Origin of the sequence: Longitalea arenae, assembly GCF_016924755.1 — a bacterium.
Taxonomy (GTDB): Bacteria; Bacteroidota; Bacteroidia; order Chitinophagales; family Chitinophagaceae; genus Niastella; species Niastella arenae.
The window spans coordinates 1-23,555 of the sequence record NZ_JAFFJX010000003.1; the positions used below are offsets into that span (position 1 = coordinate 1).

The window sequence follows — 23,555 nt, forward strand, 5'->3', positions numbered from 1 at the left end:
GACCGGAAATCTGATAGTCACCCGGGTACCGAGCGCCTCTTGCTGCTCGTCTTCCAAGTCATCGATCTGCATCGTGATTTTTTGTGCATGTTCTGTATTGTACATGGCTATCCTGTCGGCCGTTAATGACATGCCCTTCGACTGGTAATTGATGGGAGAAACGCCTTTATACCGCATAGCCGCTTTTCTGCCAATCCCATTGTCTTGCAGGATACAGACCAACTCATCGCCTTCCCGTTTCAAATGGATAGACACCACCCCATTTTTGTCGCGCCGGTAACGCAGTCCATGCCGTACACTGTTCTCCACAAAGGGTTGCAGGATCATTGGCGGAATATAGTAATCGGCCGGGTTTACGCCCTGCTCAATAGACACCGACCAGGAAAAAGCCCCTTCCAGCCGGTTCTTTTCCAGTTCCAGGTAATTGGTTAAATAATCCAGCTCCTCTTCCATACTGATCTCCGGTTTGGAAGAAAAATCAAGCGTTTGCCTGATCAGCCGCGAAAACCCGGAAATGAATTTATTGGCGCCGATCACATCGGCATCCATCACGAACTGCTGAATGGAGTTCAAACTATTGAAAATAAAATGCGGGTTCATTTGCGCCTTGCGCGACAACTGCTCCAGTTCATTGATGCGTTTAATGATCGCCGCCTTTTCCGATTCCCGCTTTCGAATACGCTGCACGTATAGCCATACCAGTAAACCCGCCGCTCCCAGGAACAACAAAACGGCCAGCAGGCGGAACCAGGTCTTTTCGTATAATAACTTATCAATAGTGAAGCGGGCGGTAATTAATTTACTGGCTTTATCAAATTTATTGATAGCCTGCAGCTGGAGCTGGTAATCGCCCGAAGGCAGGGCCGGGTAATTCAAAAACGTCTCCCGTGTTTCCTGCCAGTTGCTATCCAGGCCCAGTAACCGGTAACGGTAGCGGATATCACCACCTGATTTATAGGAAATACCCACGTAATCGAAGCGTACACTATTTTGATCATGGGCAATCACAGCCGGTATGCTGTCATAAGCCCAGGAATTAGCGCCCACGGTAATATCGGTGAACAAGAGGTCGCAACGCGAATTATTACCGATCTTGTCTTCATCGAAGAAGCTGAGCCATTCGGGAGTGCTTACAAATACCTTTTTATTCAGTACATATATGCTGTTTATAATATCAGAGGCCAAACCATCGCTATAGGTATACTTAACCGTAGGGTAATGGGAGCGCATCATATTCACTTTGTTCAGGCCTTTATCGGTACCTACCCATAATGTGCCTTTCTCATAGAACAGAGAGCGGCATATATTGCTCGTAAGCCCATGCCGCCGGGTAATATTGGCAACCACCTCGTTGTTACGCCACCCGATTACTCCGGAACCGGAGGTGGCCACCCATATAACATGATTGGCGTCTTGCCGTACGGCAACAATCCGGTTTTGCAGGGCCTTTATCTTTTGACCCAGGTAACGCACTTGCCGGTTTGGGGTAACCTGGTACAAACCATTCAAAGTACCGATATAGATTGTATCCTTATTCGAGAACAGGCAGGTCGCCCGTTCGTGCCAAACTGTATCTACTATTTTAAAGGATCTTGGATCTATTATCAGCACATTCTTTTCTGAAGCTACCAATACCATATCATTATGCCGGCACAATGCTTTCACTACCAAAAACTTTATTTCATTACTGAACTGCCTGAAGCCGGAATCCACTTTCATCAAATAGGACTTGGAGCCAAGTATAATATTATTGTCTGCCACTGTTGCCAGGTGGATCATGGGAGCAGCGTTGTACCACGAGAAGTCTGGCAAATCCCTGATGTGGTCAACACCTGCATTTTTCATGATGATGCCCATAATATCCTGTGCCCACAGCCATTCATCGGTGCGCAATCGAACAGGCACCGATTCAGGCACTTTCCTGATCGTATGCCGTACGTTCAATACAACCGCCGAATTTAACCGGTAAACTCCGCTGCCCAGGGTAGCAAACCACCAGTTTCCTTCTGAATCCTTAAATATATTACATACCGGTATTCCTGGCAGGTAATGTTTTACTTCGCCGTCTTTTTCCAGATCAAACACCCTGGCACCTACCTGCAAACATTGCGCTATATAACGATCATCGATTACCGCTAAATTAATATGTTCATCCTTTGGCAAATACTCGAAACGGCGGATCCTGTGGTTCGCCATTGACAATGCATTGTAAGACCACTCGTTCATTCGCCAGAATAGGTTTTGGCTGCCAAAAGCTGCGTAATTAAAATGCTTCAGCCTGTATTCAATGGTCTTCCACAAGGTGAACCGGCCTTTGTTATATATGTAGATGCGGTCATCTTCAATTACCCAAAACCCGCCTTCTTTTCGGCCGGCGATCAAAGTAATATACCCTAATTTCCGGCCATTATTGGTTAAAATGGTATGCACTGCCCCGTCTGCTTCTATCAGGTGCAAACAGTTAATTTCTTTTAACAGGATATTTCCCTGGTCGTCCTCGGCAAACTGGATCACATTGTCGTTCAGGTGCAGCTGCCGAAGCATGGGATCGTTCTGGCTGTTATAGATCTTTCCTTTATAATAATAACATACCGTTTTTCTAAATGGAGTGAACCATACGCGTCCCTTTGAATCGGCAAATAGTTGAATGATCTCGTTATCAGGCAATCCGTCTTCCTGCGTAAAATTTTTGAAATGCGTGCCGTCAAACTGCGTTAATCCCGTTTCTGTGCCAAACCACATGAACCCGTCCCTGTCCTGGGCCATACAATAAACCGTAGAACTACCCAGGCCATCTTTGCTGTCGTAATGTGAATAACTGTGCTCCTGACAGTAAGTAAGAAGCTGACATAATAACAAAAGCAAAGTGACGTTAAACCATTTCATAGTACTGATAAAAATAATATAATCAACAGATCAATGGACCGGAAATCTGATAGTCACCCGGGTACCGAGCGCCTCTTGCTGCTCGTCTTCCAAGTCATCGATCTGCATCGTGATTTTTTGTGCATGTTCTGTATTGTACATGGCTATCCTGTCGGCCGTTAATGACATGCCCTTCGACTGGTAATTGATGGGAGAAACGCCTTTATACCGCATAGCCGCTTTTCTGCCAATCCCATTGTCTTGCAGGATACAGACCAACTCATCGCCTTCCCGTTTCAAATGGATAGACACCACCCCATTTTTGTCGCGCCGGTAACGCAGTCCATGCCGTACACTGTTCTCCACAAAGGGTTGCAGGATCATTGGCGGAATATAGTAATCGGCCGGGTTTACGCCCTGCTCAATAGACACCGACCAGGAAAAAGCCCCTTCCAGCCGGTTCTTTTCCAGTTCCAGGTAATTGGTTAAATAATCCAGCTCCTCTTCCATACTGATCTCCGGTTTGGAAGAAAAATCAAGCGTTTGCCTGATCAGCCGCGAAAACCCGGAAATGAATTTATTGGCGCCGATCACATCGGCATCCATCACGAACTGCTGAATGGAGTTCAAACTATTGAAAATAAAATGCGGGTTCATTTGCGCCTTGCGCGACAACTGCTCCAGTTCATTGATGCGTTTAATGATCGCCGCCTTTTCCGATTCCCGCTTTCGAATACGCTGCACGTATAGCCATACCAGTAAACCCGCCGCTCCCAGGAACAACAAAACGGCCAGCAGGCGGAACCAGGTCTTTTCGTATAATAACTTATCAATAGTGAAGCGGGCGGTAATTAATTTACTGGCTTTATCAAATTTATTGATAGCCTGCAGCTGGAGCTGGTAATCGCCCGAAGGCAGGGCCGGGTAATTCAAAAAGGTCTCCCGTGTTTCCTGCCAGTTGCTATCCAGGCCCAGTAACCGGTAACGGTAGCGGATATCACCACCTGATTTATAGGAAATGCCCACGTAATCAAAGCGTACACTATTTTGATCATGGGCAATCACAGCCGGTATGCTGTCATAAGCCCAGGAATTAGCGCCCACGGTAATATCGGTGAACAAGAGGTCGCAACGCGACTGGCTGATCAGTTTCTCCTCATCGAAAAAAGTAACACCTTCGGGCGTACCTACAAATACTTTATTACTGTCGACATAAAGGGCGTTAATGATATCAGAAGACAGGCCATCGCCGGTCGTGTACTTGGTGACAGGATTCTCGGGGTGCAGCACATTTATTTTGTTAATGCCTTTATCGGTACCTACCCACAACTGGTTCCCACAGATATAAAAGGTGCGGCAAACATTACTGGTTAAACCATTTTTGCGGCGGGTTATTTCAGCAACCACCCGACCGTCTTTATATCCTATTATCCCATCGCCATAGGTGCCCACCCAAACAACGCCGAAAGCGTCTTTTTTTATGCAGGTCACACGGGCTCTTAATAGCGGGCTTTTTTCGCCAAGATATTGAATCGAGCGATTGGGGAAACTGCAATACAGTCCATAGAGGGTACCAATGTAGGCAGTATCATTACTGGCAAATACCGCTGTTGACCGTTGACGCCAAATAGTATCTGTTATCATCCAGTTACCGATATCAATCACAAAAACATTGTCTTTTGTAGAAACATATACCTTGCCTCCATCCTGTGATATCGATTTTAACGCTAAAGGATATACCTGCCGGTAACCACTCCACTGAAAATCGAGCCCTGCGCGTATCAACGCCGCACTGGTAGCCTGTATGGAATATTTGTTCTTGTAAATAAAGAAGTCAAGGATTGGGTTAAAGCCTTTTTCCTTCATCAGTACGATCTCATTTCTTTCCAGGTTCCCCGTTCTCCGGTTCAGCTTATATATGATATTTATTTCTGTTGAAACCAGGATATTATCCTTATAAGGGCAAAATGCAAACACCTGATTGGGCTGTGTATTATTGGTGAATTTTACGTTCAAAACATAAGGGGTGCTGAGTTTATAAACGCCATGTCCCATCGTGCTGAACCAGATATTGCCTTCCCGGTCTTTGAGGGTATTACTAACAGGTACGCCCGGCAAATAATGCCTGCTGCTGTCAGTACCGGTCAAATTATAAACAAATACGCCGTTGCGGGTACATTCCACCACATGGTCATCGTCGAGGATGTTGAAGTTCATATGCAGCAGGTTGAACGGAAAGTTTATATGCCTGTCACTGTCGTGGTAAGTCACTGCTGATACCAGGGAGTCCTTGCGCCAAACCAGTTTACGGGCATCAATCGTCATAGACCGGTAATGACTGGTATAGGATCGCACCGATTTTTTCAGGTAGAAATGGTTATTATAAAACTCAAACACCTTGTCGCGATCGACTACAACAAAACCACCGCCGGTACGGGCATGGATACCGTTTATGGCATGTATAGGTGTTCCATTAATGCTGTCGATCACCGAAACACTACCGTCTGCTTTAAGCAAATGCAATTTTCTTAACTCATGCATCAGCATATTGCCGGCATTATCTTCGGCAAACCTGGTCACATAATCATCAATACGGAACTGCTTTAATACCGGGTCATTGTCTGGTGTATGTATCTTCCCTTTATAATAATAACAAACCGACTTGTTAAATGGGGAGATCCAGATCCGGCCTTTGGAGTCGGCAAATAATTGTATCACCTCATTATCTGGTAAACCGTCTTCCCGGGTGAAGGTCTTAAAATGGGTGCCATCGAAGCGGCTTAGCCCCACTTCGGTACCAAACCATAAAAAACCATCCTTATCCTGCGTCATGCAGTATACGGTAGAACCGGAAAGTCCATCCCTGTTGGTATAATGCGTGTAGCCATACTCCTGGCAGAATATAAAAAGTGGGAAAAGGAGTAAACAGCAGATAGCAGCTTTAAACCGGTTCATAATACCTTATAAAAGTAAGGCTTATTCGATAATATTACAGGTACATAACGCCAACACCTGAATACATTGCCGGCAAAGCGGGCGGCCCAGGGAAAAGCCCTGAACGGGTTCCGCCCATGAAAGAGGTTATCAAAAAAACTGCAAATAAAGAAAAGCAGAATATTGAAGGTATAAGCTGCCAGTTGGAACAGGAACCAGCCGGCGCCAAACTGTTTACGGATGCGCACCATGTTCGAGATCATGATCTGCAATCCTTTCCTATCGAACAGGTTAGTATAACCTTTGCCACTGGAACTGAATGCAGTATTCGCCGATTCTCCCTGCAGGTGGATCACTTTGAATTGTCCGTAAATACATAATTTTCCATATTTCCTTAACCGGCTGCACCATTCAGCCTCTTCCGCATACAGGAAAAAATCTTCGTCGAGCAAGCCAGCTTTTTCAATAACTGTTTTTTTAACCATTAAAAAAGCGCCATTCACCCAATCCACTTCCACCAGGTTACTCGAATCGGGCACATTCGGTTTTTCGACCTTTGCCAGGTTACCCAGCCATTTGATGAACTGGCCGAGGTAAGGCAATGGGAGGAGGTAATTCAATCCACCGGTCATAAAATAGTTGCCGGAGATCTGCGGTGTACGGTCGGCATTTAACAACTGAACGCCACAAGCCACATATTCGTCGGCCAGGAACTGCCGGTAACATTTTTCAACGGCATTATCTTCTATAAGGGTATCGGAATTCAGCAGCAATACCGTATCACCGGTCGATTGCCTGATGCCTTCATTGTTTGCCCGGGCAAAACCGGCATTATACGATAGCTGGATCCATTTAACGCCCGGATAAGCTTTTGTTATTATTTCCCGGCTATTGTCACCGGAGGCATTGTCAACTACAATAACTTCCAGGGGCACCTGCGGTTCCCATGCAAAAAGCGTTGCCAGGCAATCGCTTAGTAATTGCGGCGTTTTGTAATTAACTATTATAACCGACAGGTTCATAGGCTTATAACGAAAAACTGATCAATGCCTTTATATAAGAAATCATCATTGATATTTTTGACCGGATACCCGGTTGCAATAAAGCGGGACTCATCCCCTGTTGAAACCGGACCATTTGACGCAATGCTTTTGGTACCGGTTGCTGCCGCGTACAGGCATTGAACTCGGCTTCTGTCCGGATGGCTGCATTTCGGATCAGCCGCCACCACCCGTCATATTGCGCGGGCCAGACCAAACGGATAACCTTTTCATTCAGTAATCGCAATTTCTCCGGTATAATGATATCCCGCAGAAACTGCGGATCATGCTGTGCGCTAACACCCCCTACTCCAAATTGCGCTATCACCTGGTCAACAAACTGCAGCCTGATCCCGGGCTGTAAAAAACAACGGATGTTGAATTCCCAGTCAGCCAGGGCTTTGTATTTCTTGTTGTATTTTCCTAATTGCTGAAACAATTCTTTCCGGTAGAATATAGCCTGGTGACAAATATTGTGATCCAGCAGTTTGGTAAGATCGAACCTCCCGTCATACACACCCTGAAACGAATCGCTTTTTACGTTGCCGTATACCAGGTCGGCCCGGCATGCGGCTTCCTGTGCAAACACCTCAGCTACTGCCTCCTTGGTATAAAAGACATCATCACTACCCATGAAAATGAGATAGTCACCCTTCGCCATATCGATGCCCTTGTTCATGGCATCATAAATGCCTTCATCTTTTTCACTTATCCAGCGGGTTATTCTACTTTGGTACTTTTTAATAATGGAGAGCGTTTCATCTTTTGAGCCGCCATCTACTATAATAAATTCAATATTCGGGTAAGTTTGTGTAACAACACTTTCAATTGTTGCTTCCAGCGTGCGGGCGCCGTTGTAAACCACTGTTATTACTGAAATCAATGGACCTTGCATCGGTGTAATTTTGTTACTATTGATTTCGTTTAAAAAGCAACTGTTTAAACTGAACCAGCAATTGAAAGGATCCGGGATAGTGTACAGCGATATGATACTTGCGTTTCCACCGCTTCATGTATGGAAGTTTAAAGATTGCTTCCATACATTGCTCAAAACTTTCGTTCCTGTTCTTGGTGGAGACGATCATCTTTTTTATAAAAACAAAATATACTACCAGCGTTTTGCCCACATACTCTTCGAGCGCTTCCTTCAACTGTTGCCGGTTGCCCGATGGCTGCAGTTTATCCAATGTATAGTTAACAAAACCTTCGGGCGCATTTACGAGGCTTTGGTAGTTACCGCCGGCATACCCAAAGTTATCGCCATGGATCACCTGCTGACCCAGCGCCTGGTTAATGACCACCATTCCCGATTGAGCGCCTGCCAGCAATACATAGCTGCAATCGGCCATGAACGGTGAGCCAAAATCAGGCACACCACCAATGGCTAAAGCTATATCCCTTTTCACCATACCTACCGACCACAGAATACCGCCGCCAAAGTCTTCTTTCATAAAGGCGTTGGGAAAAGCTTCAGCCGAAAACTGCCGCACAGTGCCGATCTCCAGGTCTGCAAGGCTGCTGTTCACCCCTACTTTTCCCTTAGATACCTTTGCCAACAACAGCTTGCTGTAATAGGTATCGTGACTGCCATAATAAGCACCATAACCAGGATGGTCTTGAGACAAGGCTACCAGCACCTGCAGCATGTTGGGGTACACCGGGTCATCGTCAGTAAGCATTACCACATAATCTCCCTTCGCATGCTGCAAACTGTTGTTGAAACTTTTTATCATGCCCAGATTTGCACCATTACAGTAATAACGGAACCGGGCATCGTTCATGCCGGTCACTACATCCCGGGCACTGCCTTCCGTATCGTTATCACAAACCACCACTTCAAAAGAGGTATATGTTTGCGTAAGTAATAATGACAACTGTTTTTGCAGAAAATCGGGACGCTTATACGTTGTCATGCAAAAACTGATCAACGGTTCCCTGTTAGTATTTTCCATAGAATGACCGGTAATTAGCCAATTCGCTTTAGATAGCCCTGCGGGGCTACGCTTATCAATAATTTATTGTCGATGCTTTCGTCGATCTGGAACTCTGGATGGTTCTTAATGAATTTCCACACCGCTGTTTTCGGATTATCCCCGGGTCCCCAGGGCCGGCCTGGCAAATAGCCTGAAGGCATATCTTCTACAATGGTATCGAACACCACAATGTAAGATCCTTTAGTGACCAGCGGAGCATATAATTCCAGTTCCTGCAATACATGTTCTTCCGTATGATTAGAATCGAGGGCAACCAGTACGGTTTGCTTGCCGGCAGCATATTGCGCCACCTGTTCTGCCATTTCCCTGCTTACCGAAGACCCCTGCAACATTTTGATGCGCTTAAACATGGGGTGACTTTCAATTTCCCTGCGATTGTGTTCGCGGATGTCAATGTCGATACCCAGCACTTCACCCTTGCCGATCAGTTCCAGTAACGACGCATAATATATTAATGAACCACCATGCGCAATACCTGTCTCAATAATGAGATCGGGCTTCAACTGCCAGATGATCTCCTGCATGGCGATCATATCCTGTGGGTATTGTATGATAGGCCTGCCCATCCACGAAAAATTATAGGAATATTGTGCAGTATTGGAGGTCTCATTAAAAGCCTGGGCGGCTTTGCGCAGCGAGGTATTATTTGCATTTTCGGCTACACGGTTCTTTCGCTCTTCAACAAACGCTTTAATTGGGTCGTTCATATTGTAGAATTGTTTTTAATTTGGTATCATCACCCCAGAAACGCATTGGCTCATAATCAGGATACGGATAATACCCCAGGTTCAGCGCAATGGTCTGTTTCTTTTGGGCCAGGTAATCATTTACAAGATCCTTTATAGTGACCGGCTTTCCACTACAGCAATTTATCACCCCGGTAACCGCTTTTTGCAAGGCGATGCGTACAATGTATTCAGCCACTTTTTCTACCGGCAGGTAATCGCGTACCTGCTCGCCTCCACTCATGTTAAATACCGGCTCATGGGCATCCAGTGCTGCGTCCAGCTGCGAAAGTAAGGATTTCGCACTTTGCCCTTTCCCATACATATAAAATAGCCGGATCCATTTTAGTACAAAAGGGGTTTGCTGTTGCAACTGCTGCAGTTGCAGCCTCAACTCATTCTTTGCCTGGGCATATGCATTATCAGGAAACACAGGCATATCTTCACGCAAACAACCTTCCTGCATTCCGTATTCAAAACAGGTTCCTGTAACCACCAGATCAGTAAGGCCATGTTGCACCAGGTTTTGCAGGAAGGCAAAATGACGCGGCAAATTTACTTCCGTATGAAAACTGGCCTTGTAATTGGGTAATCCTTCCCAGGCCAGATGTATCACAAGATCTGGCTCCCCAAAAAAACGGTAATAGTCAATACCGGTATCCAGGTCTTCGAGCGCAAAGGGAAAGTATTGTATCCGGCTGAACCAGGAGAAACTACTGGCTTTTTCGGGCCGCAAAGAACTCGCCAGCACCGTACAATTTACTTGCAGCAGTTCTTGTATGACATAGTTACCAATAAACCCTGTTGCACCGGTGACCAATACTTTCTTCATAGCTCTTTTTTTCGTCAACCCACTGTGAACCTGTTTTCAGCCATTATATTACCTCCAGTTGCGGAACCGGAATGATAAAGCGGCCTCCCCATTCTTTAATATAAGCCAGTTGCCTGGTGATCTCTTCCTTCAAATTCCAGGGTAAAATGATCACATACTGGGGTTTTACCTGTTTTAAATGTGCTTCATTTACCACCGGTATATGACTGGCTGGAAGATATTTGCCCTGTTTATGCGGATTGGCGTCTACCACAAAATCAATCAGGTCATTTTTAATACCGCAGTAGTTGAGCAGGGTATTGCCTTTGGCTGCAGCGCCATAAGCGGCCACGGTAGCATTCTCCCGCTTTAAATGGATCAGTTTTTGAATCAGGTCGAGTTTCACCTGCAATGCTTTTTGCTGGAAATGGCTATACCAGTCGAGGCCATTCATACCCTTGCCTTCTTCTTTTTGCAACAGGCGCCCAACAGCAGGACTGATAGTTTTGCTTGCATCTTCTGCATGCTTTCCGTAAATGCGCAGGGAACCGCCATGCGTTGGCAATTCCTCCACATCGAAGAGTTCAAGCCCCTGTGCGGCGAATATGTTTTTTACCGTTCCGAATGACAGGTAGGAAAAGTGTTCATGGTAAATAGTATCAAACTGGTTATTCTCCACGAGCTGCATCAGATGCGGAAACTCCATGGTAATAACTCCCTGGGGTTTTAAGGCCAGCTTCAATCCTTTTACAAAATCCACGATATCGGGCACATGTGCCAGTACATTGTTCCCCAGCAGCAGATCGGCCTGCCGGCCTTGGACCTTTAATGCCGTAGCCAGTTTTACACCGAAAAAGTCAACGATGGTCTCGATGCCTTTATCTACCGCCACCTTCGCCGTATTGGCCGTTGGCTCAATGCCCAGAACAGGTATGTTTTTCTGGTGAAAATATTGCAGCAGGTAACCATCATTGGAAGCAATTTCTATTACTTGTGAACCGGTATTAAAACCAAACCGTTCTACCATTTTATTGGCATAGTCCCGCGCGTGTGCGAGCCAGGTAGTGGAATAGGAAGAAAAGTATACGTAATCGCTATTGAAGATCGCATCAGATTTTTTATACTCGTCAACCTGTACCAAAAAACAGTTATGACAGGTATACACTTTTAGCGGATAAAAGGTTTCTGGCTCATTCAGTTGCTCACCAGTTATGAAAGAATTTGAAGCCGGTGAGTTGACCAGGTCAATAAAAACATGCTTCAATTCGGTTTTACAAAATCTGCATTGCATAATTAAATTCCTTTAAATTCAGCTGTCAGGTACGTATGACTGGCATCGCGTTCTGAAATAACCCCTGCAGGCAGCGGCCAGTTTATATTTATCAACGGATCATTGTACCGGATACCACCCTCAGCGTTGGGTGTGTAGAATTCAGTATGATGGTAGATCAACTCGCAATTGTCGGTGATACACTGAAAACCATGAGCGAATCCTTCCGGTATATAGATCATTCTTTTGTTTTTTGCAGATAATTCCACGCCAAACCATTGCAAAAAAGTAGCCGAATCCTTCCTCAGATCAACAATTACGTCATACACCGCTCCTGCAATACAACGCACCAATTTAATTTCACTGAATGGCGGTAGCTGGTAATGCATTCCGCGCAGGGTGGCTTTTTTGTAAGAAGTGGAATGGTTCAACTGGACCCAGGGTTTCACATGCCCTATCTGTGTAAACTCCCTTTCGCAATAAGAACGGGCAAACCAGCCGCGTTCATCGCTGTACGGCTCCAGCTCAATCACATAACTCCCGGCTAACGAGGTTGCAGTGAATTTCATAGGCCAAAGTAAGAATTGATCTGTTGAAAAGCATATTTAGCCTGCACAGCCACCGGCTGTTTGTACCAGTCAATGGTATGTTGTATCGCCTGGGTAGCCTTCCAGGAAGGTTGCCAGCCCAGTATCGTACGGGCCCTGCCAATATCCAGTTTCAATAATCCGGCTTCATGCACCTGAGCAGGGTCCGATACATCTTTCCATTCCCCGCTTCCCCAGGAAGCAATGGCCAACTGCACCAGTTCCTTCACCGTCAGGTGATCATCGGGCAAGGGGCCAAAATTGTAAGCTGCTGAATATTTTTGCGGCTGCTCGTGCAACAATCCGGCCAGCAGCAGGTAACCGCCGATCGGCTCCAGCACATGCTGCCATGGCCGCACCGCACTGGGGTTTCTAACCTCAATGGTCTTTTCCTGCTGCAGGGCACGTACTATATCAGGTATAATGCGATCGCGGCTCCAATCGCCGCCTCCGATCACATTTCCCGCCCTTACACTGGCGATAGCCTTTTTATGTTTATTGAACTGTGCAGGATTGAAAAATGAGTTTCGAAATGAATTAACCACCAGTTCTGCACAGGCCTTACTGGCACTATAGGGATCATACCCCCCCAACACATCTTCTTCGTTATATAAGATATCCTTCTCCCGGTTCTCGTACACCTTATCAGTCGTGATCACAATGACAGTGCATTTGCCTGGCAACATGTTAACTGCTTCCAGCAAATTGGCAGTACCCGTAACATTCACATCAAAAGTTTCGGCCGGAATTTCATATGACCGCCGTACCAGTGGTTGGGCGGCCAGGTGAAAAACGTAATCAGGTTGAAAGTCCAGCAGCTCTTCTGTTAAGCGTGCTTTATCGCGGATATCGGCAATTATACTATGAGTTACTTTATACGGCTGCAAGAGTTCGTACAGGCCATTTTTATAATCAGGTGCCAGGGCATACCCTTTTACGGTGGCTCCAAATAAATGAAGGGTAGCCGTTAACCAGCTGCCCTTAAACCCGGTGTGCCCTGTAATAAATACCTTTTTATGCCTGTAATAGGAGGAAAGGTGTTGGCCTATTTCCAAATTTTCCATTTTGCCTGATTTTTTTGCCATAAGGATTCCAGTTCCAGTTTGTCGCGCATAGCATCCATACATTTCCAGAAACCATGGTGTTTGTAGGCCATCAGTTGCTTGTCTTTCGACAATTGTTCCATGGGATCGTCTTCCCACATCATATTATCAGCATCGTCTTTCAGATAACTGAAAACTTCAGGCCGCAAAACAAAAAAGCCGCCATTGATCCATTTACCATCCCCTTTCGGTTTTTCCTTGAACACGCTTACGACCCCTTGGTCGCCGATCTCCATGCCGCCGAAACGGGCTTCCGGCTGAATCGCCGTAACCGTAGCTATTTTGCCATGCGATCTATGAAATTTCAGCAGTTCGGGCAGGTTTACATCAGCAACGCCATCGCCGTAGGTCAACATAAAATCTTCATTGCCTACATATTTCTGAATACGCTTCAAGCGGCCGGCTGTTTTGGTAGGAAGCCCGGTGTCTATCAGGGTTACTTTAAAAGATTCCGAATTGGTGTAATGCACATCTAGTTTATTGCTACCCAGCTCGATGGTGATGTCGGAATTATGCAGATAATACTGCATAAAGTATTCCTTGATCAGAAATCCTTTATAGCCCAGGCAAATGATAAAATCATCAAAACCATAATGACTATAAATTTTCATGATATGCCATAAGATGGGTTTTCCCCCGATCTCAACCATTGGTTTTGGACGGATATCAGTTTCCTCCGCGATGCGGGTACCTAACCCACCTGCAAATATGACAACTTTCATAGCACTTAGAAATTGCTGCAAAACTAACTGTATTTCAGTTACATCGCATAATTAACCGGCCCAAATTTACTAAGGTGGGGTGCGTCTGCTACAAGTTGTTAATTAACTGACAATCAAATATTTTATGAATCCAGCCAAGGTGTATTCAATAAAAAAAGAAAGCCCTTTCGGGAAAGGGCTTGTTATAATTGTATTGAAGACTTTGTTATTTCCAGGCATGCGCCAGCTTATCTATCTCACAGTCGTTCAGCACCCGGTTATATAACCGCACTTCATCCATTTTACCATCCAACGACATGATATCGTTTTTCCAGTGTCCTCCGATCACGAGGTCGGCGTTATCACATTTCTTTGCAGAAGAAGCTGGTCTTGTTTTAGAAGCTTCCAATACCCCATCGATATATATTTTTTGAACCCCACCGGCAAAAGAAACAACTATATTATACCATCTTCCAGCCTTGATTGGACCTTTTGAAAAAGCATAGATCGAAGAATCGTAGGTAGTATACACTCTTGTACAATTATCAGTGCCCGGAGGAACGCTGAAGGTCCAGAAAGTATCTGTTACAGAGCTCTGATGTACATTAAATACAGCCGATTGAGCGGTTTCAAAATTTAAACGGCTTATTGCTGCGTAATAACGGTTGGTATTGTTAATGAAGATCTGAAATGAAACGGTTATTGAATCAGCATTCAGTTTACTACTGCCAGGCACTATTAAGTAGTCATTTATGCCATCAAAACCCGCAGCTCCACCTGGTCTTCCCAGAAAATCGGTAGTGATCACCGCCCCGTTCTTTGCAGTTGCATTGTTACCATTCCCACTTTCATCATTAAAATTACCGTTGAAAGGATAATAAGCCAGCAGGCCTTTTGAGAGATTCACCTTGCAAGAAATATCGGGTGGCGGTGGAATGTAGATCGTATCAGTATTGCATGTCGAATCTTTAGTAAGATCGCACTCTTTACATTCTTCGCACTCTTTTTCACAGGCTGCCAGAACGGCGAGCGCAAGCAGGGTACATAAGAAGAACGAGACCTTTTTCATAATAGTGTATGTGATTAAAAAATCGAATTAGGACGAATTTGCTATAAGCCCCCGCGGACGGGCGCCCCCTTGAAGTGACATTTATAGTTATTTAGTCGGCAAACGGTTCTGCCAGTTTTTTGATCTCACAATCGCTTAACAGGCGTTTGTACAGCCGTACTTCATCTATCTTTCCATCTATAGATACGATGTCATTACTCCACCATCCGCCGATCATCAGGTCGCCATTATCACATTTTTTGGCGTTTGCAAATGTCCTTGTTTTGGTCCCTTGCAGCACCCCGTCGATATAAAGTTTTTGCGATCCGCCGGCAAACGAAGCGATGACATTATACCATCTGTTCGCTTCCATGGTTTGATTGGCATAATTCGCCATACCAGGATCGTAGGGGTCGTTTTTTGCGCAGGGATCTGTTCCGGGAGTTACACCAAAATTCCATTTATTATCTGATGGTTGACTGTTATGTATTCCGTATGACAACGATTGTCCGGTCGCAAAATTTATTTTGCTCACCGTTACATGCCTGCGATTAATGGTTTTTACCATTACCTGGAAAGACAGCGTTACTGTATCTGCATTCAGCTTACTGTTACCAGGCACGATCAAATAGTCATTGATACCGTCGAAGCCGGCCGCTTTACTGGCTTTACCAACCATATCGGTCGTAAGAAAAGCCCCGTTCTTTGCAGTTGCATTATTACCATTCCCACTTTCATCATTAAAATTACCATTGAAAGGATAATAAGCCAGCAGGCCTTTGGTCAAATCGGTTTTACAAGAAGTATCGGGTGGCGGTGGAAGGTAGATCGTATCAGTATTGCAGGTTGAATCTTTGCCGAGATCGCATTCTTTACATTCTTCACATTCTTTTGTGCAGGCAACCATGTTGATCATGGCAATGGTAAATATACTTACCGCTATTTTTTTCATGCTATCTAAAGGGTTTAATGAAAGGATATTGCGGGCAAAACTAATAAACCCCAGAACACATGCAAATAAAACTGATAAGTGTGTCAATAATGGCGATAACTGTGCAGAATTGGCAATAGGCGTGTAAAAAACCAAAGGCTAAAATGCTACACACTGATGGCAAAAAGACTATCAAAAATGAAATTTGCGTTCGGCGTTGTGTAAACTCGCGCGTCAGTTAGCATTCACCATTAGACCTGCAGCCTTATACGGGAAGCGTAATACGTTCGGCATTAAGAAAAGACAAAAATGTATCCAACCCCTTTCTTTTTTCAGCCGTAAGCTCATAACTGATATGCTGGGTATAATATGTATGCAGGTCAAATACCGTGTATGGATTTTCGGCCACGGCTCTATCAATATGCTGCAGCCCCAGTTGATTGGCTGCGTTGAATTCTGTTATAAAGTCTTCGGGTAGCGCTTTATTGCTTACCCAGGCGGCAAATACAAATGGTAAACCGGTCATTTCGATCCACGCTTCGCCCAGGTCATATATATATGGCGAGACCTTGCGCTGCTCCAGCGCCCGGTCGCCAATGACCACCCCTGCGGTGGTGCCATTGATAGATGCCCGGTAGTCAGACCGCGTATCTACCAGCTCCGGTGTTATCTTCCAGTATTTACGCAACAACACTTTGGCCAGTGCTACCGATGTACGGCTCTGGTAGTCGAGTAGTATTTTTTCGATCTTGGTTATCGGAACTTCACTAAATATAGCTACAGAAGCCACCGGCCCTGTACAACCTATACAATAATCGGTAATAATATGATGCGTTTTCAACCGCGGGATCACCGCCACAGGAACCAGGCCTGCATCAATTGTTCCTTCCACCAGCATCTTAGCCACATTGGCCGGATAATCTTCTATCAATACTATTTTATCAGCCACCGGCGCACGTTGAATTCCATAAATTAAAGGCTTCGTATTGAGATAATTAACAATTCCAACCTTAATCTTATTCAATTGATTTAATTTTGCGGTCACAAAGGTACTCGACGAGCCTTAAAACAACAATTGTTCATGGAACTAAACGCACTTACGGCCATTTCTCCTGTTGACGGACGCTATCGCCACCAGGTTCAACATTTAGATGATTATTTTTCTGAATTCGCCCTCATCAAATACCGGGTACTGGTAGAAGTAGAGTATGTGCGGTTCCTGGCCGACAAAAAATTCTTCGCCCTGAACGCTGATCAAAAAAAGGCCCTGCAGGAAGTTTGTGAGAATTTTTCCATTGAAGACGCTCAAAAAATAAAAGACACTGAAAAGATCACCAACCACGACGTAAAGGCCGTGGAATACTTTCTGAAACAAAAGATGGCTGCGATCGATGCCGAAGACCTTCAGGAATGGGTGCATTTTGGCCTCACCTCGCAGGATATCAATAATACAGCCATTCCGCTCTCGTGGAAACACGCTATAGAAAACGAATACCTCCCTGCCCTGCTGAACTTTAACCGGCAGCTGGAGATCCTGGCTACCGACTGGAAAGAGGTGCCCATGCTGGCTCATACACACGGACAACCTGCCAGTCCCACCCGCCTGGGCAAAGAGATCATGGTCTTTGTAGAACGCATCGGCAACCAGGTAGAACAAGTGATCAACGTACCTGTTACCGCTAAATTTGGCGGTGCAACCGGTAACTTCAATGCCCATTCAGTGGCTTTCCCCGAGAAGGACTGGATCTCCCTGGGCAACGAATTCGTGGAAGGCGTACTTGGTTTGCAACGGCAGCAGTTCACCACCCAGATCGAACACTACGACAACCTGGCGGCACACTTCGATGCCATGAAGCGCATCAATAACATCCTGATCGACCTTTGCCGCGATATGTGGACCTATATTTCCATGGACTATTTCAAACAACGCACCCTGAAAGGGGAAGTTGGTTCCAGTGCCATGCCGCATAAAGTGAATCCCATCGATTTCGAAAATGCCGAGGGCAACCTGGGCATTGCCAATGCGCTGCTCGAACACCTGGCCGCCAAATTACCGGTCAGCCGTTTGCAGCGCGATCTTACCGACTCCACCGTGTTGCGTAATATCGGTGTCCCTTTTGCACATATCACACTCGCGATAAAGTCTATAGAAAAGGGATTGGGCAAACTGGTGCTGAATGCCAGCGCCATCAATACCGACCTGGAAGATAACTGGGCCGTAGTGACTGAAGGCATTCAAACCATCTTACGCCGCGAAAATTACCCGCAGCCCTACGAAGCCCTGAAAGAACTTACCCGTGGTAAAAATGGCATCAACCAGGAAACCATTCACCAGTTCATCGACGGATTGAAAGTGTCCGCCGCCATCAAAAAAGAATTGAAAAGAATTACGCCGCAGAACTATACCGGGGTGAATCCTGAATTTTAGGGGTGTGCTTATTTAATTGAGTGTAGAAGGCAATTAGCTGATCTGCTAATGTGATAATTTGCTAATGTAATAATTAAATACAATTATTTCCAATGCTAAGACGTGCGGCTCTATCAAAAAGGACTGCTGCGGGTTGAGGCATTATCAAATTATCATATTATCACATTGTATTTGCACATCAGCACATCAGAACATCAGCACATTGGTAGTCTTCCTCCACCACCAATTCACACCTGGCCCATCTATCCGTTCAAACCCGTTCTTCTCCAGCACTCGAATGGATGGTTTATTGTCGGCACGGGTTTCGGCCAGTACCGCTGCGATATCCGGCCGGCTGGCAGCCCATTGTAAGAGGCCTTTCACCGCTTCGGTCATATATCCTTTGTTCTGCATGACTGGCATTGTGCCATACCCGATCTCTACCTCCCCTTTTGCCGAGGGCTTTCCTTTAAATCCCATCTCCGCCACGATCACCTTGCTTTGTTTATCTACCACCAGCCAGAAAGTATGAAACAGGTAATCAGCGCCGGCCTTTTCCATTTCGGGCAGCGTACACTGCGACACCCGGTTCAACACAGCTTGCGAGACCGTACGGCCAAAAGGGGTAAGCCCCAGGGCTTTTTCCAGTTGATCACCAGCCTTCAGGTATAATTCCAGTTGTTCTACTGTAAGTGGAAATAAATGAAGCCTTTCTGTTTCAATTGCGTTGGGATTGTGGCTGGAAAAATAACATAGGTATTTGTTGCCTTCCCTGATATTCGGCTGCTGTTTGAACCCGCAGCGCAACAACACCTTTTGCGACGCAATGTTCTCCGGCTCGGTAATGGCAACGATCTGCGGCAGCTTCATTACGTCGAAAGCATATTGACGGCCGGCCAGGGTACTCTCGGTTGCATATCCCTTGCCCCAGTGATCTTTCAATAAAGCATACCCTAACTGTATTTCGGTATGGCGTTTTTGGTCGGCGCTTTCAACAGGGATAATGGCAAAGGAGCCAACAAAACTGCCAGATCCTTTTTCGGTCATGGCCCAGCGGCCCATCAGTGGATTTTGCTCGTAGAACTGGATATTCCGTTTCAGAAAGATCAAGCACTCCTGCCGGTCCCGCGGTTCCCGGATATATCGCATGATCTCAGGATCTCCATTGATGGCGAAGAAGTTTTCTTCATCGGCCAGTGTATAGCGGCGAATAAGCAACCGGTCTGTTTCGAAGATAACCATGAACACTTAATGTGATAGTTTGATAATTCGATATTGTGATAATGGTCTATTGCGAAAGCGCCTGTTAAAAACCAACCTCACGCGAAGCAGCCACATGACCTGTATTTCATTATCAAATTAGCTAATTATCACATTATCATATTTCTAAACTGCTTCTTTGTGAATTTCACTCGTAAAGTGGAACTCGATATCGGGGTTATTGGTACGTTCGGTATTGAGGAACCATTCGCTCTGGGCCAGGTATACCAGGTGGCCGTCTTTATCAGTTGCGATGTTGTTCGACTTGAAGCGCGTGAAATCATCCAGCTTTTTAGGGTCAGCGCTGGTGATCCAGCAGGCTTTATAATAAGGCAGTGCCCTGAACTCGCAGGAAGCACCATACTCCTGCAACAGGCGATATTGGATCACCTCGAACTGCAGGTCGCCCACGCAACCGATGATCTTTTTATTTCCGCCGAACTGCGTGAACAATTGTGCAACGCCCTCGTCGGTAAGCTGTAAAAGACCTTTTTCCAGTTGTTTGGTTTTCATGGGGTCTTTATTGATCACCTCTTTAAATATTTCAGGAGAGAAAGAGGGAATGCCGGTAAAATAAAAATTTTCTCCTTCCGTAAGTGTATCGCCGATCTTGAAGTTGCCGGTGTCGAACAAACCTACCACATCGCCAGGGTATGCTTCTTCAATTACATCCTTGTCGCGGGCCATAAAAGTATACGGGTTGCTGAACCGCACATCTTTATCGAGCCGTACGTGGTGGAAGTATTTATTCCGCTCAAAACGGCCGCTGCATACGCGCAAAAAGGCGATCCGGTCGCGGTGTTTGGGATCGAGGTTGGCATGGATCTTAAAAATAAAGCCTGAGAACTTTTCTTCTGTGGGCGGAATATCCCGAACCGAAGTAGGCCGCGGACGGGGTATAGGTGCAATGCGGATGAAAGTGTCCAGCATTTCTTTTACCCCGAAATTATTGATGGCTGAGCCGAAGAATACAGGCGCTACTTTGCCCGAGAGGTAATCATTTACCGGCAGTTCGCCATAAACACCTTCAATGAGTTCTACATCCTCGCGTAAGATGGCTGCATCTTTCTCCCCCAGTTTCTCATCGAGCACCGGCAGGCTGAGGTCAGAGATCTGCACCGCATCTTCATCATCCGTAACCTTGGTGTTGGCAGTAAACAGCAGCAGGTTTTTGTCGTGCAAATTATACACCCCTTTGAAGTCCTTACCACTGTTAATGGGCCATGTCATCGGATGCAGGGAGATCTTTAGTTCATTCTCTATTTCTTCCAGCAGGTCGAAGCGGTTCTTACCATCACGGTCCATCTTATTGATGAACACGATGACCGGGGTATCGCGCATGCGGCATACTTCCATCAGGCGGCGGGTCTGTTCCTCTACCCCATTTACGCTGTCTACCACCAGGATAACACTGTCAACGGCGGTAAGAGTACGGTATGTATCTTCCGCAAAGTCCTTGTGACCAGGGGTATCGAGCAGGTTAATTAAAATATTTTTATACTCAAAACTCATTACCGACGTGGCTACCGAGATACCTCTCTGGCGCTCGATCTCCATAAAGTCACTGGTAGCGTGTTTTTTGATCTTGTTGCTTTTTACAGCACCGGCCGTTTGAATGGCGCCGCCGAACAGCAGGAATTTCTCGGTAAGGGTGGTTTTACCGGCATCAGGGTGCGAGATAATAGCAAAAGTGCGTCGTTTATGAATTTCGTTGTTGTATTTCATTGTGTTATAATCTTCTAGGTACCTTGGCCTCACCTGAAAATTGCCGCAAAGGTAAAGCACAATGGGCTAATTTGCTAATGTGCTGATGTGCTAATGAAAATCGATTGCTGATTTGCCGATCTGCTGCGAAAAATACAAGTCCGTTGCAGTTGCTTTCGTGCGAGGTTGGTCAATATTTATGCGGTCTGCCGGTGCAGCATTGCACAACTTGTCCCGCTCTGCGGGATTAGCAAATCAGCACATTAGCACATCAGAATTCAAATTTCTCCACATTCGCATCATTTAACATATAGTGAATGAACGCATTATGCTGCTCTTTGGAGCCCTCCGCCTCCCAGGTGCCGGAAACGGTTCCCTGATCACGGCATTGCGGCCCCCGCCGGAAGGTCAGATTGTGTTGTTTCATCAACGCTTCATAATGTTCAAATACTTTTTCACGGTATGGACAGGTGATCTTGTACATATGACTACGATTTAACCGGTCCATCCACCCTTCGATAATGGTGAACGCCTGCAGTATACCCACCAGGATAATACATCCCATCAGGGAAGCGTATTGATGGCCGGCGCCAACGCCCATGCCCAAAGCAGCGGTTACCCAAATAGTAGCAGCGGTGGTCACCCCGTTGATGCCGGTATCCCCACGGAAGATCACCCCGGCGCCCACAAAACCAATCCCGGCAACAATGCCACCGGCAATACGGTCGGGTGAGTTCTCATAACCGATCTCCATGGAGAACATCGTGAACAGGGTTGAACCCAGGCAGATGAGCATCAAGGTGCGTAAGCCGGCTGTTTTATTATGATACTCTCTTTCAGCCCCGATAATACCACCGATCAAAACGGAAATGAGTAGTTTGGTTATTACGTCTAATGCTTCCATGTCGTTAATTGTAGGTTTTGAGAATTCAGGGTGTCGTTGCAAGTTCCAGGTTACAGCTTGTGCGGCCCCCTGGAACTTGCAACCTGGAACTTATAACTATACCATCTACCACAAGCTTTAAATTAATAACTTCTGTATCTTGTCCCCATGTTCACCATCGAAAACAACCAGATCAAAGCCGTTATCAATGCCAAAGGCGCCGAGCTTACGCAATTGATTCACAAGGAGCACCAGCTCGATTACATGTGGCCGGGCGATCCTGCTGTTTGGGGCAAACATTCGCCGGTACTGTTCCCAATTGTAGGTACATTAAAAAATAATACCTATTTCTATAATGGACAATCGTACCAGCTGCCGCGGCACGGTTTTGCCCGCGACAAACAATTTGCCATAGAGCACCAGGCAGCCGATTCCATTACCTTCCTGTTGCGGCACGACGCAGAGACGCTCACCGTTTTTCCCTTTGCGTTTGAATTCCGCATCCGGTATACCCTGGTTGAAAACGCCCTGGCGGTCGCTTATGAGGTAGTGAATACCGGGAATGAATGGATGTATTTTTCCGTAGGCGCCCACCCGGCCTTTAAGATCCCGCTGGTGCCAGGGACTGATTATACCGATTATTACCTGCAGTTCAATCAAAAGGAAACAACTCCCCGGTGGCCAATTTCGCCCGACGGATTGATCGAAAGCTCGCCCTCACCCCTGCTCGAAAATACCGACCGGCTGCCTTTAAAGAAAGAACTTTTTCAAAAAGACGCCCTGGTTCTCAAGGGAATGAGTTCGACTATTGTCACTTTAGGTTCCGGTAAAACCAGCCATGGCTTCCGCTTCGATTATCCTGGCTTTCCATTCCTCGGCATTTGGGCGGCCAGAAATGCCGATTTTGTATGTATAGAACCCTGGTGCGGCATCGCCGACAGCGTGACCACGAACCAGCAGCTGCCAGAAAAAGAAGGGATCAATAAGCTCGTAGCGGGTGAGACGTTCACCAGGACATGGACAATTACTTTATTCTAGGCGTGGCATAATAGGCATGCAATGGGCTAATGTGCTGATTTGCTAATGTGCTGATGCTGCACCGGCGGACTGCATATATAATAGCCAACCTCGCGGCTATACGACCGCCCGGTACTCTTACTTTCATTAGCAAATCAGCTAATCGCGTTTTCATTAGCACATCAGCAAAACTTGTCCCGCTTGCGGAATTAGCACATCAGCACATTAGCAAATTAGTTAATTAAATCAACCATTCATATCAAAGAACAACCATA

19 protein-coding genes are annotated in these 23,555 nt (G+C 46.0%); 2 read left to right on the top strand and 17 right to left on the bottom strand.

All coding sequences use genetic code 11. From position 1 onward, the window contains the following. The 14 genes from JT717_RS08840 to JT717_RS08905 form a co-directional block, all read right to left on the bottom strand. On the bottom strand, window positions 1-2,886 hold a 2,886-nt coding region (locus JT717_RS08840; RefSeq protein WP_205509861.1), incomplete at its 3' end, for a sensor histidine kinase. Window positions 2,887-2,916: 30 nt separating this feature from the next. Further along, the gene (locus JT717_RS08845) at window positions 2,917-5,820 is read right to left on the bottom strand and encodes a sensor histidine kinase (protein WP_205509862.1); all 2,904 of its coding nucleotides are present in this window, start codon (window positions 5,818-5,820) and stop codon (window positions 2,917-2,919) included. Then, window positions 5,817-6,821, bottom strand: coding sequence for a glycosyltransferase family 2 protein (locus JT717_RS08850; protein ID WP_205509863.1), 1,005 nt, complete (start codon window positions 6,819-6,821; stop codon window positions 5,817-5,819). The genes JT717_RS08845 and JT717_RS08850 overlap by 4 nt, the downstream gene beginning before the upstream one ends. 4 nt (window positions 6,822-6,825) lie before the next feature. Continuing rightward, on the bottom strand, window positions 6,826-7,734 hold the full coding sequence (locus JT717_RS08855) for a glycosyltransferase family 2 protein (protein WP_205509864.1): 909 nt from the start codon (window positions 7,732-7,734) through the stop codon (window positions 6,826-6,828). A gap of 16 nt (window positions 7,735-7,750) precedes the next feature. After that, entirely contained in the window at window positions 7,751-8,791 is a 1,041-nt protein-coding gene (locus JT717_RS08860) for a glycosyltransferase family 2 protein (RefSeq protein ID WP_205509865.1), read from the bottom strand. Between the two features lie 14 nt (window positions 8,792-8,805). Continuing rightward, window positions 8,806-9,540, bottom strand: a complete 735-nt coding sequence (locus JT717_RS08865) for a cephalosporin hydroxylase family protein (RefSeq protein WP_205509866.1) — start codon at window positions 9,538-9,540, stop codon at window positions 8,806-8,808. After that, on the bottom strand, window positions 9,524-10,390 hold the full coding sequence (locus JT717_RS08870) for an NAD-dependent epimerase/dehydratase family protein (RefSeq protein ID WP_205509867.1): 867 nt from the start codon (window positions 10,388-10,390) through the stop codon (window positions 9,524-9,526). The genes JT717_RS08865 and JT717_RS08870 overlap by 17 nt, the downstream gene beginning before the upstream one ends. 43 nt (window positions 10,391-10,433) lie before the next feature. Then, a complete protein-coding gene (locus JT717_RS08875; protein WP_205509868.1) occupies window positions 10,434-11,660 on the bottom strand; it encodes a class I SAM-dependent methyltransferase in 1,227 nt (408 codons plus the stop codon). A gap of 2 nt (window positions 11,661-11,662) precedes the next feature. Next, window positions 11,663-12,208 carry a dTDP-4-dehydrorhamnose 3,5-epimerase gene (gene rfbC, locus JT717_RS08880; RefSeq protein WP_205509869.1) on the bottom strand — a complete coding sequence of 182 codons (546 nt, stop codon included), beginning with the start codon at window positions 12,206-12,208 and terminating at the stop codon, window positions 11,663-11,665. Further along, a complete protein-coding gene (rfbG, locus tag JT717_RS08885; RefSeq protein WP_205509870.1) occupies window positions 12,205-13,290 on the bottom strand; it encodes a CDP-glucose 4,6-dehydratase in 1,086 nt (361 codons plus the stop codon). The genes rfbC and rfbG overlap by 4 nt, the downstream gene beginning before the upstream one ends. Further along, window positions 13,272-14,051, bottom strand: coding sequence for a glucose-1-phosphate cytidylyltransferase (rfbF, locus tag JT717_RS08890; RefSeq protein ID WP_205509871.1), 780 nt, complete (start codon window positions 14,049-14,051; stop codon window positions 13,272-13,274). The genes rfbG and rfbF overlap by 19 nt, the downstream gene beginning before the upstream one ends. Before the next feature lie 205 nt (window positions 14,052-14,256). Further along, a complete protein-coding gene (locus JT717_RS08895) occupies window positions 14,257-15,099 on the bottom strand; it encodes a LamG domain-containing protein (protein WP_205509872.1) in 843 nt (280 codons plus the stop codon). A 91-nt stretch (window positions 15,100-15,190) separates the two neighbouring features. Then, the gene (locus tag JT717_RS08900; protein WP_205509873.1) at window positions 15,191-16,030 is read right to left on the bottom strand and encodes a LamG domain-containing protein; all 840 of its coding nucleotides are present in this window, start codon (window positions 16,028-16,030) and stop codon (window positions 15,191-15,193) included. 244 nt (window positions 16,031-16,274) lie between these two features. Then, entirely contained in the window at window positions 16,275-17,033 is a 759-nt protein-coding gene (locus JT717_RS08905; protein WP_240347915.1) for a menaquinone biosynthetic enzyme MqnA/MqnD family protein, read from the bottom strand. A gap of 57 nt (window positions 17,034-17,090) precedes the next feature. Between JT717_RS08905 and purB the strand changes: the two genes are divergently transcribed. Then, the gene (gene purB / locus JT717_RS08910) at window positions 17,091-18,437 is read left to right on the top strand and encodes an adenylosuccinate lyase (RefSeq protein ID WP_205509875.1); all 1,347 of its coding nucleotides are present in this window, start codon (window positions 17,091-17,093) and stop codon (window positions 18,435-18,437) included. Window positions 18,438-18,623: 186 nt separating this feature from the next. Here purB and JT717_RS08915 read toward each other — a convergent pair whose 3' ends face one another. From JT717_RS08915 to JT717_RS08925, 3 genes are all read right to left on the bottom strand, one after another. Beyond that, the gene (locus JT717_RS08915) at window positions 18,624-19,658 is read right to left on the bottom strand and encodes a GNAT family N-acetyltransferase (protein WP_205509876.1); all 1,035 of its coding nucleotides are present in this window, start codon (window positions 19,656-19,658) and stop codon (window positions 18,624-18,626) included. A 144-nt stretch (window positions 19,659-19,802) separates the two neighbouring features. Beyond that, complete coding sequence (locus JT717_RS08920) at window positions 19,803-21,401, bottom strand: peptide chain release factor 3 (RefSeq protein WP_205509877.1); 1,599 nt, start codon at window positions 21,399-21,401, stop codon at window positions 19,803-19,805. A 250-nt stretch (window positions 21,402-21,651) separates the two neighbouring features. Continuing rightward, window positions 21,652-22,284, bottom strand: coding sequence for an MgtC/SapB family protein (locus tag JT717_RS08925; protein ID WP_205509878.1), 633 nt, complete (start codon window positions 22,282-22,284; stop codon window positions 21,652-21,654). Window positions 22,285-22,431: 147 nt separating this feature from the next. On the opposite strand from JT717_RS08925, the gene JT717_RS08930 reads away from it, so the two are divergent. Then, the gene (locus tag JT717_RS08930) at window positions 22,432-23,301 is read left to right on the top strand and encodes an aldose 1-epimerase family protein (RefSeq protein WP_205509879.1); all 870 of its coding nucleotides are present in this window, start codon (window positions 22,432-22,434) and stop codon (window positions 23,299-23,301) included. Window positions 23,302-23,555 lie beyond the last annotated feature (254 nt).

What these genes read in the sequence shown, in the direction of transcription:
- JT717_RS08865 (WP_205509866.1), bottom strand. Translation starts at nt 9,540, where the DNA reads ATGAACGACCCAATTAAAGCGTTTGTTGAAGAGCGAAAGAACCGTGTA.
- JT717_RS08875 (WP_205509868.1), bottom strand. Translation starts at nt 11,660, where the DNA reads ATGCAATGCAGATTTTGTAAAACCGAATTGAAGCATGTTTTTATTGAC.
- JT717_RS08920 (WP_205509877.1), bottom strand. Translation starts at nt 21,401, where the DNA reads ATGAAATACAACAACGAAATTCATAAACGACGCACTTTTGCTATTATC.
- JT717_RS08855 (WP_205509864.1), bottom strand. Translation starts at nt 7,734, where the DNA reads ATGCAAGGTCCATTGATTTCAGTAATAACAGTGGTTTACAACGGCGCC.
- JT717_RS08895 (WP_205509872.1), bottom strand. Translation starts at nt 15,099, where the DNA reads ATGAAAAAGGTCTCGTTCTTCTTATGTACCCTGCTTGCGCTCGCCGTT.
- rfbG (WP_205509870.1), bottom strand. Translation starts at nt 13,290, where the DNA reads ATGGAAAATTTGGAAATAGGCCAACACCTTTCCTCCTATTACAGGCAT.
- JT717_RS08845 (WP_205509862.1), bottom strand. Translation starts at nt 5,820, where the DNA reads ATGAACCGGTTTAAAGCTGCTATCTGCTGTTTACTCCTTTTCCCACTT.
- JT717_RS08925 (WP_205509878.1), bottom strand. Translation starts at nt 22,284, where the DNA reads ATGGAAGCATTAGACGTAATAACCAAACTACTCATTTCCGTTTTGATC.
- JT717_RS08915 (WP_205509876.1), bottom strand. Translation starts at nt 19,658, where the DNA reads ATGGTTATCTTCGAAACAGACCGGTTGCTTATTCGCCGCTATACACTG.
- rfbF (WP_205509871.1), bottom strand. Translation starts at nt 14,051, where the DNA reads ATGAAAGTTGTCATATTTGCAGGTGGGTTAGGTACCCGCATCGCGGAG.
- JT717_RS08930 (WP_205509879.1), top strand. Translation starts at nt 22,432, where the DNA reads ATGTTCACCATCGAAAACAACCAGATCAAAGCCGTTATCAATGCCAAA.
- JT717_RS08850 (WP_205509863.1), bottom strand. Translation starts at nt 6,821, where the DNA reads ATGAACCTGTCGGTTATAATAGTTAATTACAAAACGCCGCAATTACTA.
- JT717_RS08900 (WP_205509873.1), bottom strand. Translation starts at nt 16,030, where the DNA reads ATGAAAAAAATAGCGGTAAGTATATTTACCATTGCCATGATCAACATG.
- rfbC (WP_205509869.1), bottom strand. Translation starts at nt 12,208, where the DNA reads ATGAAATTCACTGCAACCTCGTTAGCCGGGAGTTATGTGATTGAGCTG.
- JT717_RS08870 (WP_205509867.1), bottom strand. Translation starts at nt 10,390, where the DNA reads ATGAAGAAAGTATTGGTCACCGGTGCAACAGGGTTTATTGGTAACTAT.
- purB (WP_205509875.1), top strand. Translation starts at nt 17,091, where the DNA reads ATGGAACTAAACGCACTTACGGCCATTTCTCCTGTTGACGGACGCTAT.
- JT717_RS08860 (WP_205509865.1), bottom strand. Translation starts at nt 8,791, where the DNA reads ATGGAAAATACTAACAGGGAACCGTTGATCAGTTTTTGCATGACAACG.